At 64.4% G+C, this 13,411-nt stretch carries 10 protein-coding genes; 3 read left to right on the top strand and 7 right to left on the bottom strand.

Translation table 11 applies throughout. From position 1 onward, the window contains the following. Positions 1–112: 112 nt before the first annotated feature. Together MTR72_RS21040 and MTR72_RS21035 are read left to right on the top strand one after the other, a co-directional pair. A complete protein-coding gene (locus MTR72_RS21040; RefSeq protein ID WP_280964921.1) occupies positions 113–1,321 on the top strand; it encodes an ABC transporter substrate-binding protein in 1,209 nt (402 codons plus the stop codon). 129 nt (positions 1,322–1,450) lie between these two features. Beyond that, complete coding sequence (locus MTR72_RS21035) at positions 1,451–2,236, top strand: Crp/Fnr family transcriptional regulator (protein ID WP_280964920.1); 786 nt, start codon at positions 1,451–1,453, stop codon at positions 2,234–2,236. A gap of 9 nt (positions 2,237–2,245) precedes the next feature. On the opposite strand, the gene MTR72_RS21030 is transcribed toward MTR72_RS21035, so the two are convergent. Genes MTR72_RS21030 through MTR72_RS21010 form a run of 5 tightly spaced genes read right to left on the bottom strand, consistent with a single transcriptional unit; the run spans position 2,246 to position 8,214 of the window. Next, positions 2,246–2,479, bottom strand: a complete 234-nt coding sequence (locus MTR72_RS21030) for a formate dehydrogenase subunit delta (RefSeq protein WP_280964919.1) — start codon at positions 2,477–2,479, stop codon at positions 2,246–2,248. Further along, the gene (fdhD, locus tag MTR72_RS21025; RefSeq protein ID WP_280964918.1) at positions 2,469–3,296 is read right to left on the bottom strand and encodes a formate dehydrogenase accessory sulfurtransferase FdhD; all 828 of its coding nucleotides are present in this window, start codon (positions 3,294–3,296) and stop codon (positions 2,469–2,471) included. The genes MTR72_RS21030 and fdhD overlap by 11 nt, the downstream gene beginning before the upstream one ends. A 4-nt stretch (positions 3,297–3,300) precedes the next feature. Then, positions 3,301–6,174: a formate dehydrogenase subunit alpha gene (gene fdhF, locus MTR72_RS21020; RefSeq protein WP_341510886.1), complete on the bottom strand. Its 2,874-nt coding sequence runs from the start codon at positions 6,172–6,174 to the stop codon at positions 3,301–3,303. A 10-nt stretch (positions 6,175–6,184) separates the two neighbouring features. Further along, positions 6,185–7,741, bottom strand: a complete 1,557-nt coding sequence (locus tag MTR72_RS21015; RefSeq protein WP_280964916.1) for a formate dehydrogenase beta subunit — start codon at positions 7,739–7,741, stop codon at positions 6,185–6,187. Continuing rightward, positions 7,738–8,214 (bottom strand): formate dehydrogenase subunit gamma, encoded by a 477-nt coding sequence (locus tag MTR72_RS21010; RefSeq protein ID WP_280964915.1) that lies wholly within the window; start codon positions 8,212–8,214, stop codon positions 7,738–7,740. The genes MTR72_RS21015 and MTR72_RS21010 overlap by 4 nt, the downstream gene beginning before the upstream one ends. A 235-nt stretch (positions 8,215–8,449) precedes the next feature. Between MTR72_RS21010 and MTR72_RS21005 the strand changes: the two genes are divergently transcribed. Continuing rightward, entirely contained in the window at positions 8,450–9,343 is an 894-nt protein-coding gene (locus tag MTR72_RS21005; RefSeq protein WP_280964914.1) for a LysR family transcriptional regulator, read from the top strand. 12 nt (positions 9,344–9,355) lie between these two features. Here MTR72_RS21005 and MTR72_RS21000 read toward each other — a convergent pair whose 3' ends face one another. Together MTR72_RS21000 and MTR72_RS20995 are read right to left on the bottom strand one after the other, a co-directional pair. After that, the gene (locus MTR72_RS21000; RefSeq protein WP_280964913.1) at positions 9,356–11,683 is read right to left on the bottom strand and encodes a PAS domain-containing sensor histidine kinase; all 2,328 of its coding nucleotides are present in this window, start codon (positions 11,681–11,683) and stop codon (positions 9,356–9,358) included. Between the two features lie 226 nt (positions 11,684–11,909). After that, positions 11,910–13,283 carry a cation-efflux pump gene (locus tag MTR72_RS20995; RefSeq protein WP_280964912.1) on the bottom strand — a complete coding sequence of 458 codons (1,374 nt, stop codon included), beginning with the start codon at positions 13,281–13,283 and terminating at the stop codon, positions 11,910–11,912. Positions 13,284–13,411: the final 128 nt, after the last annotated feature.

Genomic DNA, 13,411 nt, shown 5'->3' with positions numbered 1-13,411 from the left:
TTGGTACGTTACCGTACCCTCGCGCCAAATCTCCTCCAAAAGGCCTATGGCTGAACAATCGTGCATCGATAGAGTTCAATAGAGGGCAGTGAGCCGGCAAAGGAGACCGGAAATGACCCCACATCTTACTATCAGATTGCTTTTCTCCAGTCTGGCATTGCTGGCGGCGCCCACTGTGGCGAACGCTGCATCGAACAAGGTCGTCATCGGTGACATAGATGACATGTCCGGAGTTTATGCCGACATCATCGGGCCTGGCGGAGTGACTGCTGCCAAGATGGCCATTGAGGATTTCGGCGGCAGCGTGCTGGGCAACAAGATCGAGCTGCTTGTCGCCGATCATCAGAACAAGCCGGATCTCGGGGAGCAAAAATTCCGTGAATATGTCGATCGTGACAACGTCACGATGGTGCTGGGCGGATCGAATAGCGGGGTCAACTTGGCAATGGCGACCATCGCAAGGGAAAAGAAGACGCCGTTGTTCTCGATCGGCGCAGCCGCTGCATCGCTTACCGGAAAGGACTGTACGCCCTACACGGTGCACTATGCCTACGATACGACGTCGCTGGCGAACGGGACGGCCAGCACGGTCGTGAAGCAGGGCAGCAAGACGTGGTTCTTCGTCACGGCGGACTACGCCTTCGGCACGCAGCTTCAGCAGGCGGCCTCCAAGGTTGTCGAGGCAAACGGAGGAAAGGTAATTGGCGCGGTCCGCGTGCCGTTGGCGACGTCGGATTTCTCGAGCTATCTACTACAGGCGCAGAACTCGGGAGCGCAGGTCCTTGGGTTGGCAAATGCCGGACAGGACTTCACCAACTCGATCAAGGCCGCCGATGAGTTCGGCATCGCAAAGACGATGAAACCTGCTGCGCTCCTGGCGTTCATCACCGACATTCATGCGCTCGGGTTGAAAACTGCGCAGGGGCTGTATCTCACCACCGGTTGGTATTGGGACCTCAACGATAAAGCGCGCGCATTCGCCAAGCGGTTCTTCGAAAGCACCCAGCGTGAGCCGACCATGACCCAGGCTGCATATTATTCGGCGACGCTGACCTATCTGAACGCTGTGAAGGCGGTCGGCTCGACGGATCCGGATAAGGTCATGGACCAACTGCACAAGGCAAAGATCAACGACATGTTCACGTCCAACGGCGTGATCCGTCCCGATGGCTTGATGGAGCACGACATGTACATCATGCAGGTCAAGAAGCCCGAAGAATCGAAGCATCCCTGGGATTACTATCGTCTCGTACAGACGATGTCCGGTGATCAGGCGTTCGGGAAATTGGCTGACAGCGCATGCCCGCTGCTCACTCATTAGCTCAGCATTGCTGTCATGACGTTTTAGCCGAATTCGGGCCGGATCGGGCAACGAAAGCCATGCCCCATCGCACTTGTGACGACTGGTTCTGAGACCATAGATCCCGATAGGGCTCAGGAGTCCGCTGGGATGATCAGTTTCGGCAGCCAGGGTTTCGGTCGGACGCGGAACAGGCTTCTGCGGCTTATTCCCGACAATGAGCTTCTCCTGCTGCGATCAAAGTCGGAGGCGGTGCAGATCCTGCCGCGGCAGATACTGCATCATTGGAGATCGCCAATGGATCACGTCTATTTCATCGAACGAGGACTGGTTTCGGTGTCGGCGCGAATTGACGAGGATCGGTTCGTCGAAGCGTGGCTGATCGGTTCGGAAGGTATGATCGGTGCGCCGCTTGTCCTGGCTGAAGACGATAAGGCGCCTCCGCACCGTCGTGTAGTGCAAGTAGGCGGCACGGCGCTGCGGACTTCCTCCCGCGAATTTCTCGCAGCTCTTCCAGAGCTTCCAACTCTTCGAAGGGTGCTTTTCCGATACATAGATGTTGTGCTGCTGCAGACCTCGCAATCGGGAGTTTGCAATGCTGCACACTCGCTGAAGCAAAGACTGGCGCGGTGGCTGCTTGTTGCGAGGAATGCTCTCGACGACGACAACGTGCCTCTGACGCACGACGTTTTAAGCCAGCTTCTCAACGTGCGGCGGGCCAGCGTAACGGATTGCCTGGAAGTGCTCGACAGCGAAGGGGCGATACGCAGCTCGCGCGGGCTGGTAACAATCGCGGATGCGAAATTGTTGCAGCAGACTTCCTGTAGCTGCTTCAGTGTGATCGAACGCGAATATCAGAGGCAACTTAGCCTCGAATCCGTCGACACTCATCCGGTGGAAGCGCGGCTCGCCCCCGATAGCGAGTGCTCTCGCTAGAGCGGCCTCTCACGGCGCTGCTGGAAGGGACGTAGCCTGCTTCAGCGAGGCGATGGCCTCGCGCACGTTCGGCTCCAGGCCCGCGCCGCCGGCATCGAGATGGGCGAAGATCGCGCGCTTCATCCGGGGATCCCAGAATTTCTTGATGTGCTCGGCGATCCCAGGCACGGCCTTGTCGTGGCCCTGGCTTCGGAAGAACGTGCCGATCTGGTTGGCCATGTAGATCAGGCGGTCAGGCGACATCGGCAACCTCCGTGGCAACGCGGACGACAACCCGGCTGCCATGTGTGAACACTTCGAACCCGTCCTGGCGGGCAATGGCAATCAACGTGATGCCGGCGGCTTCCGCCGTGCGGACCGCAAGCGCAGTGGGGGCGGAGACCGCAACTATCACTGGCGCGCCGATCGCGGCGGTCTTCTGCACCATCTCCACCGAGACACGGCTCGTCAGCAGCACCATGCCGCCGCTTGCATTCGTCCGGCTGCGCGCCAGCGCGCCGGCGAGCTTGTCGAGCGCATTATGGCGGCCGACATCCTCGCGCAGGGCGACGATGCCGCCGGCAGGAGACCAGAACCCAGCGGCGTGAACGGCGCGGGTTTGCAGGTTGATCGATTGCAGCGGCGCGATGGCCTGCATTGCCGCCATGATCTGCTCAGGCGTAAAGCTCTGCCCCTGCAGCACCACGGCCGCGGGCCGCACGGCTTCGGCGATGGAATCGATGCCGCAGATGCCACAGCCGGTCGGCCCCGCAATGTGCCGCCGGCGCTCGCTGATGCGTCCGGCATGTTCCGATGCCAGCCACATGCGCAGCTCGATGCCTTCGTCGAGGCGGATCACTTCGAGCGACTGGATGTCGTCGACCGATTTGACGATGCCTTCGCTGAGACTGAAGCCGACGGCAAAGTCTTCCAGGTTCTGCGGCGTCCCCATCATGACGGCATATGTACCGCCATTGTAGGTCAGCGCGAGCGGGCTCTCCTCCGGGATCAGACGCGTCCCTTTGGAGGCTGCGCCATCGCGCCAGATCTCGCGGTCGATGGCTTGGACCGGCACGTGCATGCGCCTACTCCGCAGCCTCGGCCGGCGCGATGCGGCGCGAATGCCGTGCCTGCGCATCATATGCCTTCTGCCAGTCGGACGGGCCGTTCGACGGCGATACCTGCACCGCCGTGACCTTGTACTCGGGGCAGTTGGTCGCCCAGTCCGAATAGTCGGTCGTGATCACGTTGGCCTGCGTGTCCGGGTGATGGAAGGTGGTGTAGACGACGCCCGGTGCGACGCGGTCGGTGATCTCGGCGCGCAGCGTGGTTTCGCCGGCGCGGCTCTTCAGCCGCACCCAGTCGCCATCGCGCACGCCGCGCTGCTCGGCATCGTGCGGATGGATCTCCAGCCGGTCTTCGCTGTGCCAGACCAAGTTCTCGGTGCGCCGCGTCTGCGCGCCGACATTGTACTGGCTGAGGATACGGCCCGTGGTCAGCAGCAGCGGATAGCGCGGACCGGTGCGCTCGTCGGTCGCGACATATTCGGTGACGACGAACTTGCCCTTGCCGCGGACGAAGCCGTCGATATGCATCACCGGCGTGCCCGCCGGCGCCGTCTCGTTGCAGGGCCACTGCACCGAGCCGAGCTCCTCGAGCTTGGCGTAGGAGACGCCTGCGAAGGTCGGTGTCAGCGCCGCAATCTCGTCCATGATCTCGGAGGGGTGATTGTAGTTCATCTCGAAGCCCATGGCCTTGGCAAGGCCGATGGTGACCTCCCAATCGGCCATGCCGTTCTTCGGCGTCACCACCTTGCGCACGCGCTGGATGCGACGCTCGGCGTTGGTGAAGGTGCCGTCCTTCTCGAGGAAGCTCGAGCCGGGCAGAAAGACGTGGGCGTAGTTCGCGGTCTCGTTCAGGAAGAGGTCGTGGACGATCACGCATTCCATCGCCGATAGTGCCGCCACAACGTGCGAGGTGTTCGGATCGGACTGCAGGATGTCCTCGCCCTGCACGTAGAGGCCCATGAAGGTGCCTTCGACCGCAGCGTCGAACATGTTGGGGATGCGCAGGCCCGGTTCCGGGTTGAGCTTGACGTTCCACAGCGCCTCGAACTGTTCGCGCACGGCATCGCCTGCGATATGGCGATAGCCGGGCAGCTCGTGCGGGAACGAGCCCATGTCGCAGGAGCCCTGCACGTTGTTCTGGCCGCGCAGCGGGTTCACGCCGACGCCGGGGCGGCCGATATTGCCAGTCGCCATCGCGAGGTTGGCGATCGCGATCACGGTGGTCGAGCCCTGGCTGTGCTCGGTGACGCCGAGGCCGTAATAGATCGCACCATTGCCGCCGGTGGCGTAGGTGCGCGCCGCTTCACGCAGCGCCTTGGGATCGACGCCGGTCAGGATCGCGGTCGCCTCCGGGCTGTTGTTCGGCTGGGCAACGAACGCGGCCCACTCCTCGAACTCGCTCCAGTCGCAGCGCTCGCGCACGAAGGCTTCGTTGACGAGGCCCTCGGTGACGATGACATGCGCGAGAGCGGTCATCACCGCGACGTTGGTGCCGGGCATCAAGGGCAGATGCAGCGCCTTCACATGCGGCGATTCCACCATCTCGGTGCGGCGCGGATCGATCACGATCAGCTTCGCGCCCTGGCGCAGCCGCTTCTTCAGACGCGAGGCGAAGACGGGGTGGGCCGAGGCCGGGTTGGCGCCGATGATGACGACGACGTCGGTGTCCTCGACCGAGTCGAAATCCTGCGTGCCGGCGGAGGTGCCGAATGTGGTGGCAAGACCGTAGCCGGTCGGCGAGTGACAGACGCGGGCGCAGGTATCGACGTTGTTGTTGCCGAAGCCTGCGCGGATCAGCTTCTGCACCAGATAGGTTTCTTCATTGGTGCAACGGGACGAGGTGATGCCGCCGATGGCGTCGCGGCCGTATGTCTTCTGGATGCCGCGCATCTTGGCCGCGGCAAACGAGAACGCTTCGTCCCACGACACCTCGCGCCAGGGGTCCTCGATCCGCTCGCGGATCATCGGCTTGAGGATGCGCTCCCTGTGGTTGGTGTAACCCCAGGCGAAGCGGCCCTTGACGCAGGAATGGCCGCGATTGGCCTTGCCGTCCTTGTAGGGCACCATGCGCACGACTTCCTCGCCGCGCATCTCGGCCTTGAAGGCGCAGCCGACGCCGCAATAGGCGCAGGTGGTCACGACCGAATGCTCGGGCTGGCCGATGTCGATCACGGACTTTTCCGTCAGCGTCGCGGTCGGGCAGGCCTGCACGCAGGCGCCGCAGGAAACGCATTCGGAGCCCAGGAAACTCTCGCTCATGCCGGGCGAGACGCGGCTGTCGAAGCCGCGGCCCGAGATCGTCAGCGCGAAGGTTCCTTGCACCTCCTCGCAGGCGCGGACGCAGCGCGAGCAGACGATGCATTTGGAGGGATCGTAGGTGAAGTACGGATTGGACTCGTCCTTCGGCATCCAGGCGGGATTCACGTCGCCGTTGGACTTAGCGAAGACGTGGTTCTCGCCCTCATAGCCGTAGCGCACATCGCGCAGGCCGACGGCGCCGGCCATGTCCTGCAATTCGCAGTCGCCATTGGCGCCGCAGGTGAGGCAGTCGAGCGGATGGTCGGAGATGTAGAGCTCCATCACGCCCTTGCGCAGCTTCTTCAGCCGCTCGGTCTGGGTGTGCACGACGAGACCGGGCATCACCGGCGTGGTACAGGACGCCGGCGTGCCGGCGCGGCCCTCGATCTCGACGAGGCACAGGCGGCAGGACCCGAACGCATCTACCATGTCGGTCGCGCACAGTTTCGGAATCTGATGACCGGCTTCCATGGCCGCGCGCATGATCGAGGTCCCCTCGGGCACCGAGATCTCCTTGCCGTCGATGGTCAGCGTCACCATCGTTTCCGATTTCGAGCGCGGCGTGCCGAAGTCGATTTCTTCGATCAGAGACATTGTCGTTCTCCTATTCCGCGGCCTGAAGCGTGGTCGGCGCCGGGGCGAAATCCTCCCGGAAATGCTTCATTGCGCTGAGCACGGGGTAGGGCGTGAAGCCGCCGAGTGCACAGAGCGAGCCGAATTTCATGGTGTTGCAAAGGTCTTCGACCAGCGCGAGGTTTTCGATCACGCGCTCGCCGCGCATGATCTTCTCGATGGTCTCGACGCCGCGGGTCGAGCCGATCCGGCACGGCGTGCATTTACCGCAGGACTCGACGGCGCAGAACTCCATGGCGAAGCGCGCCTGCTTGCGCATGTCGACACTGTCGTCGAACACGACGATGCCGCCATGGCCGATCAGGCCGTCACGGGCGGCGAAGGCTTCGTAGTCGAACGGTGTGTCGAACAGCGCGCGCGGGAAATAGGCGCCGAGCGGGCCGCCGACCTGCACGGCGCGAACCGGGCGGCCCGTGAACGTGCCACCGCCGATGTCGTCGACGAGCTCGCCGAGCGTCACGCCGAACGCCGTCTCGAACAGCCCGCCATAGCGGATGTTGCCCGCGAGCTGGATCGGCATCGTGCCGCGCGAGCGGCCCATGCCGAAGTCGGCATAGGCCTTGGCGCCTTCGGCGAGGATGAAGGGGACGGCGGCGAACGACAGAACGTTGTTGATCACCGTCGGCTTGCCGAACAGGCCGTGATGCGCCGGCAGCGGCGGCTTTGCGCGCACGATGCCGCGGCGGCCTTCGAGGCTCTCCAGCAGCGAGGTCTCTTCGCCACAGACGTAGGCGCCGGCGCCGACTCGCACCTCGAGATCGAAGCTTTGCGTGGAGCCACCGATATTGGCGCCGAGATAGCCGCCGCGCTTGGCGGCAATGATGGCCGCGTTCATCGCTTCGACCGCGTGCGGGTATTCGCTGCGGATGTAGATGTAGCCCTTGGTCGCGCCGACAGTGAGTGCGGCGATGGTCATGCCCTCGATCACCAGGAAGGGATCGCCTTCCATGATCATGCGGTCGGCGAAGGTGCCGCTGTCGCCTTCGTCGGCGTTGCAGACGATGAACTTGCGATCGGCTTTCGCCTGCGCGACCGTCTTCCACTTGATGCCGGTCGGAAAGCCTGCGCCGCCGCGGCCGCGCAAGCCGGACGCGGTGACCTCGGTGAGGATCGCATCCGAGCCGAGCGACAGCGCACGCTCCAGGCCCTTGTAGCCGCCATGAGCGCGATAGTCGTGAAGCGAGCGCGGGTCGATCACGCCGCAGCGGGCGAAGGTGAGGCGAGTCTGACGCTTCAGCCACGGGATCTCGTCAGTCGCACCGATCCGCAGCAGATGCGGCGTGTTGTTGGCGAGCGCATCGAGCAGCGAGGGCACATCGGCATCGGTCACAGGCCCGAAGGCGATCCGGCCCTGCGGGGTCGCGACCTCGACCATCGGCTCGAGCCAGTACAGGCCGCGCGAGCCGGTCCGGATGATCTCGACAGCAAGGCCGCGCTTGGCCGCAGCCTGTTCCAGCGTCAGCGCGACTTCGTCGGCGCCAACGGCGACCGCACCGGCATCGCGTGAGACGAAGAGACGCATTTTCATCGCTGTGCCTCCGCGACCAGCGCGTCGAGGCGCTTTTCGTCGAGGCGGCCAACGAGGCGGCCGTCGAGCATCGCGGATGGCGCGGTCGCGCACAGTCCGAGGCAGTAGATCGGCTCCAACGTAACGCGGTCGTCCGCCGTGGTGTTGCCGAGCGACACGCCGAGCTTCGCCTCGGCGCGCGCAGCCAGCGCATCGCCGCCCGCCGCCTGACACGCTTCCGCGCGGCAGAGTTTGAGCACGTGACGGCCGGCCGGCTTGTGGCGGAAATCATGATAGAAGGTGAAGACGCCATGCACCTCGGCGCGCGACAGGTTGAGCGCTTGCGCCACCATCGGAATCGCCGCCTCCGGCACGTAGCCGAACGCCTCCTGAAGGGCATGGAGGATGACCAGCGTAGCGCCCTCCTGCTGAGCGTGTTCGGCGATGATCTCAGCGCCGCGCGTTTCGTCCCAAGGTTCGTAGACCGTTGTCATTCTTCATTCTCAACTCGGTGTCCGACGCCCCATGAGTATTTGGAATCATTCGAAGATCAATAAAGCTGTCTCATGCTGCGATCGGGAATTCGGATCGATTGGCGGGTGCAATTGGTCGATACGGAACGCTAATGAAACTCGTATCCGCTGGCGGTTTTTGCGTGTTGGTGCAGGCCGGGCGTGCTAGCTTGCATGCCACGCGCAAACCCAACGGGACGGACAAGGGGACGGACGGTTGATCGATAAGCTTGAACTGCTGCTGGCGCTCGCCAAGGAGCGGCACTTCGGACGGGCTGCGGAGGCCTGCGGTGTCACCCAGCCGACAATGTCGACCGGGCTGAAGCAGCTTGAGGAGATCCTGGGCGTGATGCTGGTCCAGCGCGGCTCCCGCTTCCAGGGCTTCACGCCCGAAGGCGAGCGCGCGTTGGATTGGGCGCGGCGGATCGTCGGCGATGCGCGCGCGATGCGCCAGGAGATCAACTCGCTGAAGGACAAGCTCTCCGGCGAGATACGCATCGCGGCGATCCCGACGGTGCTCGGCATGGTCGCCGCACTGACGACGCCGTTCCGCGCCAGGCATCCCGACGTGCGCTTCCGCATCCAGTCCACCACGTCATCCGAAGTGCTGGGGTTGCTCGAAAATCTCGAGGTCGATGCGGGGCTGACCTATATCGAGAACGAACCGATCGGCAGGGTGCGCACCATCCCGCTCTACAACGAGAGCTATCGTCTCCTGACCGCGCCGGATGCGATGTTCGGCGACCGCGAGACGGTAACCTGGAAAGAGGTCGGGCAAGTGCCGCTCTGCCTACTGACGCCCGACATGCAGAACCGCCGGATCATCGACCGTGCGCTGCGCTCGGTCGGCGCTGAGGCGACGCCGACGCTGACCTCGAATTCGCTGCTCGTGCTGTTCACCCACGTCAAGACCGGACGCTGGGCGAGCGTGATGCCGGCCAAGCTGGCCGAGACTCTCGGCCTTTCCGATACCGTCCGCTCGATCCCGATCGTCGATCCCGACGTCAATTACAGCATCGGCATGGTGATCCCGCAGCGCGACCCGATGACGCCGCTGATCGCGGCGTTGGTCAACGTCGCGCGCGAGGTGGCGCCTGGGCTTCAGGTCTAAATTAGTGGCGCCTCACGCCGCCGCCGAAATCCGGGCGGTCAGCTTGGCGTCGCGGGGCAGGGTCACCCGCACGACGGTGCCGACGTCGATCTTCGATCGCAGCCGCATCGAGCCGCCGTGGAGCTGTGCCAGCGAGCGCGCGATCGCAAGCCCAAGTCCCGAGCCGTGATAGGTCTTGGTGAGCTGACTTTCGACCTGTTCGAACGGGCGTCCCAACCGCGCCAGCGAGTGCGGCGCGATCCCGATGCCGGTGTCGGCGATCATCAGCACGATCCTGTCGTCGAGCTGGCGGCTGCGCACGACGATGCGGCCGCCGTCGGGCGTGAATTTCACCGCGTTGGACAGCAGGTTGACGATGATCTGCTTGGTGGCGCGGCGGTCGGCGACGACCGAGATCGATTTCGCGATGTCGGCATCGAGCGTCAGGTTCTTGTCCTCGGCCCGGCCCGAGACGACCCTTAAGGATTCCGCGAGCGTCCGCGACAGGTCGAGATCCTCCATGTCGAGCTTCATGCGGCCGGCCTCGATCTTGGACATGTCGAGGATGTCGTTGATGACCTCGAGCAGATAGTGGCCACTGGTCAGGATATCCTGGCAGTACTCCTGGTACTTCTCGGAGCCGAGCTCGCCGAACATGCCGCTGCCCATGATCTCGGAGAAGCCGATGATCGCGTTCAGCGGCGTGCGCAGCTCGTGGCTCATATTGGCGAGGAATTTCGACTTGGTCTGGTTGGCTTCCTCGGCGCGGGTCTTCTCCCGCTGATATTTCTCGGCGAGGTCGGCGAGCTCGATCGCCTGGCGCTCCAGCGCCGCCTGCGAACGCTTCAGGTCGATCACGGTGGCGCGCAGGCGCAGATCATTGTCGACGAGCTTCTGCTCGTGTTCCTTGATGCGGGTGATGTCGGTGCCGACCGAAACGTAGCCGCCGTCCTTGGTGCGGCGCTCGCTGATGTGCAGCCAGCTTCCGTCGTCGAGCTGCGCCTCGAAGGTGCGCGCGCCCGGGCTCTTGCTTGCTGTCTCGTTGTGGCGGGTGCGCACCTCCGGCATGCGGCCGACCTCGAGCACGGTCTCGTAGGAGGTGCCGGGGATCACGGCGGTGTCGGGCAGCTTGTGCAGGCGCTGGAAGTGCGAGTTGCAGAGCACGAGGCGGTCGCTGGCGTCCCACAGCACGAAGGCCTCGGGAATCGTCTCGATCGCGTCGCGCAGGCGCAGGTCGGCTTCGACGGTCTTCTCGGCGAGGCTCTTCTGCTCGGTGATGTCGACCGCGATCCCGATCAGGTGCACGCTGGAGTCGGTCGCCCCGCGCACCTTTTCGCAGCGGACGCGCAGCCAGATCCAGTGGCCGTCGACGTGCTGCATGCGGAAGGTCCGGTCGATGTGGTCGATCTTCTCAGAGATGAGCTGGTCGGCGATCGCGAACAGGTCGATGTCGTCGGACTTCACCAGCGCATTGACCTCGCCGAAAGTGAGGAGCTCGTTGCGGCCGTCAAGGCCGAGCATCGAGAACATCGACTGCGACCAGAAGATTCGGCCGCGCGACAGATCCCAGTCCCACAGGCCGCAGCGGCCGCGGTTGAGCGCGGTGTCGATCCGGCCACGCACGGCGTCGTTGATCAAGTCGCCCTCGCGGGCGCGCGTCGACTGCCAGTGGAAGGCGAAACCGAGGATCAGGACGACGAAGCCTGTGGTCGCCGACAGCGTCACCGAGAGCGCCGCGTCGGAGCCCCAGATCGGCTCGTTGCGCTCCTGAATCACGGTGACCGTGCCGGGCAGCGACCGGATCGGCCGCGACGTCGTCATCGCGGCGTTGCCGTTCGGCAGAATCATCTCTGAGACGTTGGTGTCGCGCGGTGGCGTCGCCACCAACTGCGCCGTGGTGATCGCATCGAGCAGGCGGTCATTGCCGGCCGGGTCGGTGTCGACGGGAATGCGGGCGAGGATGCGGCGGTCGACGCCGGCCGAGGTGACGATGATGTGGCGGCCCGAGGCCGTCCCCCACGACGGGATCAGATCGGGCAGCAGCGTCGGCAGGCTCTCGATGTTCTTCAGCCGCTCAATGCGCGACGAGGTGAGGCGGTCGATGCGCTCGGCGAGCAGGTCGGCCAGCGCGGAGATGTCGCGTCGCATCACCTGCCGCTTCTGGCGCGTCTGGTCGACGACTTGCACGAAGGCGCCAAGGCAGATGGTGATGAGGAAGGCGATGATGAGCGTGGGCACGGCGCGTCGCAGCGCCGGCTCGGCGATCAGCAGCCGGTGGTAGGCAGGTTTCGCGATCGACTGCGCCAATCCCTTGATCGAATCGGATTGAGCACACGCGTTCGCGGCGTCTGCGCGCGCCATGCCTTCGGCCCCCTGAAAACCTGCTTGCAACACTGTCCGGAAGCAGCCCCACAACCCTTCCGAATCACAGCGATTTGAATCCAGTTTTCGCGGCCTGTCGAGAGTCAACGAATCGTTAACGCGAAATAATTCTTATCCAATGGAGAGTTTGCGCGCCGAGCGTACGCAATCTTGCGTGCGCTGCGAGTCCGAAACGAGAACGTGTGACTCCTCTGCGCGTGTCGCGTCATGAGCGCGGCGGTTCGGCGTGACTGATCACGCGCTTCACGCTCGGGAAGTTGCGGCGTAGCGCGCGCTCGATCGCGTCGACCTGCTCGTGCACCTTGATCACGCTCATCGACGGCGCCGCGCGGCAGTGGAAGTTGACGATCTCGCCGGCATCGGTGTTGCGGACACGGACATTGTGCACGTCGTGGATCTCTCCGCCGCGCGCATAGTCGGCGAGCGCGGCTGCGATCGTCTGCACCCGCTCCGGCGGTGCGTCGACGCCGAACGGCAGTTCCGGGTCCAGCGGCTCGATATGGACGTCGACCTCGACGTCCTCGCCGAATTCCTCCTTGATGTTGCGCTCCAGCGTGTTGGCGATGTCATGGGCGGCCACGAGCTGCATCTCGCCGTAGACCTCGAGGTCGATGCCGACGATCAGCTTGGCGCCGAGGTCGTGCACCGTGACGTGGTGGATGGCGAGGCCTGAATTGCGCGCGATCACCATGATGCGGTCGCGCACGGTCTCGTTGTTGCGCGCGACGGGGACTGCCGTGAAGGTGAGGTCGGCATCGCCGAACGCCTTGCCGACGGCAGCCTGCGCATTGCGCTTGATGTCCTCGACGCGGTCGATCGGATAGGTTCGCGGTACCTTGGCGATGGTGTCGATGAACGTGGTCGCCCCGACCATGCGCACCCGCAACCGCTCGACGTCGATCACGCCGGGGACGCTGCGGATCGCGGCCGTGGCCTTTTCCTGCGCGCCCTCCGGCGCGCGATCGACCAGCGTCTGCACTGTCGAGCCGGCCATGCGCAGGCCGAGCGCCGCGATCATCACGGCCACGGCGGCCGCCGCCGCGGCGTCGCCCCACCAGAAGCCGAAGGCGGCGAGGACCAGGCCGACAATGACGGCAAGGGAGCCCATGACGTCGGAAGCGAAATGCAGCGCGTCGGCGGCCAGCGCCTGGCTGCGGGTCTCCCGCGCCGCACGGTGGAGCGCGCGGGCGCGCCACAGATTGACGACGATGTCGATCACCAGCACGACGAAGGGGACAGCCGAAATGGTCGGCGGCGGGGTTCCCTCGTGCAGGCGGCTATAGGCCTCGACCAGAATGCCGCCGGCGAGCACGTAGAGCAGGGCGGTAACGCCGAGCGCGGAGACGCTTTCCAGCTTGCCGTGGCCGTAATGGTGCTCCTCGTCCGCGGGCTTGTCGGATACCCGCACCACGGCCCAAGTGATGATGGTCGCGACCAGGTCGATCGAGGAGTGCAGGGCTTCCGAGATCAATGCGAGCGAGCCGATAGCGAGCCCGACCACGAACTTGGCCGCCGCCATGCCGCCGCTGGCGAAGATCGAGATCGCTGCGACCGATGTTTTGCTGTGCTGGGAGGTCATGGCGGGGATTTAGCAGCCCGCAGGCGAACATCAAGCCGCCGCGCACAAGTCTAGTCGCAAGTGAGTTGCAGGAGCGGGTCGGCTGCGAAATCTTCCGAGTTGAGCAAGGGAGCAGTGCCACCAACTCC

The organism is Bradyrhizobium sp. ISRA442, assembly GCF_038085055.1.
In the GTDB taxonomy this organism is placed as follows: Bacteria; Pseudomonadota; Alphaproteobacteria; order Rhizobiales; family Xanthobacteraceae; genus Bradyrhizobium.
The sequence above is the reverse complement of the archived record's forward strand: the minus strand, read 5'-3'. Positions and strand labels throughout refer to the sequence as shown.

Coding starts and splice junctions, on each gene's coding strand:
- fdhF (WP_341510886.1), bottom strand. CDS start 6,174: ATGTCTCTGATCGAAGAAATCGACTTCGGCACGCCGCGCTCGAAATCG.
- MTR72_RS21015 (WP_280964916.1), bottom strand. CDS start 7,741: ATGAAAATGCGTCTCTTCGTCTCACGCGATGCCGGTGCGGTCGCCGTT.
- MTR72_RS21010 (WP_280964915.1), bottom strand. CDS start 8,214: ATGACAACGGTCTACGAACCTTGGGACGAAACGCGCGGCGCTGAGATC.
- MTR72_RS21000 (WP_280964913.1), bottom strand. CDS start 11,683: ATGGCGCGCGCAGACGCCGCGAACGCGTGTGCTCAATCCGATTCGATC.
- MTR72_RS20995 (WP_280964912.1), bottom strand. CDS start 13,283: ATGACCTCCCAGCACAGCAAAACATCGGTCGCAGCGATCTCGATCTTC.
- MTR72_RS21040 (WP_280964921.1), top strand. CDS start 113: ATGACCCCACATCTTACTATCAGATTGCTTTTCTCCAGTCTGGCATTG.
- MTR72_RS21030 (WP_280964919.1), bottom strand. CDS start 2,479: ATGTCGCCTGACCGCCTGATCTACATGGCCAACCAGATCGGCACGTTC.
- MTR72_RS21035 (WP_280964920.1), top strand. CDS start 1,451: ATGATCAGTTTCGGCAGCCAGGGTTTCGGTCGGACGCGGAACAGGCTT.
- fdhD (WP_280964918.1), bottom strand. CDS start 3,296: ATGCACGTGCCGGTCCAAGCCATCGACCGCGAGATCTGGCGCGATGGC.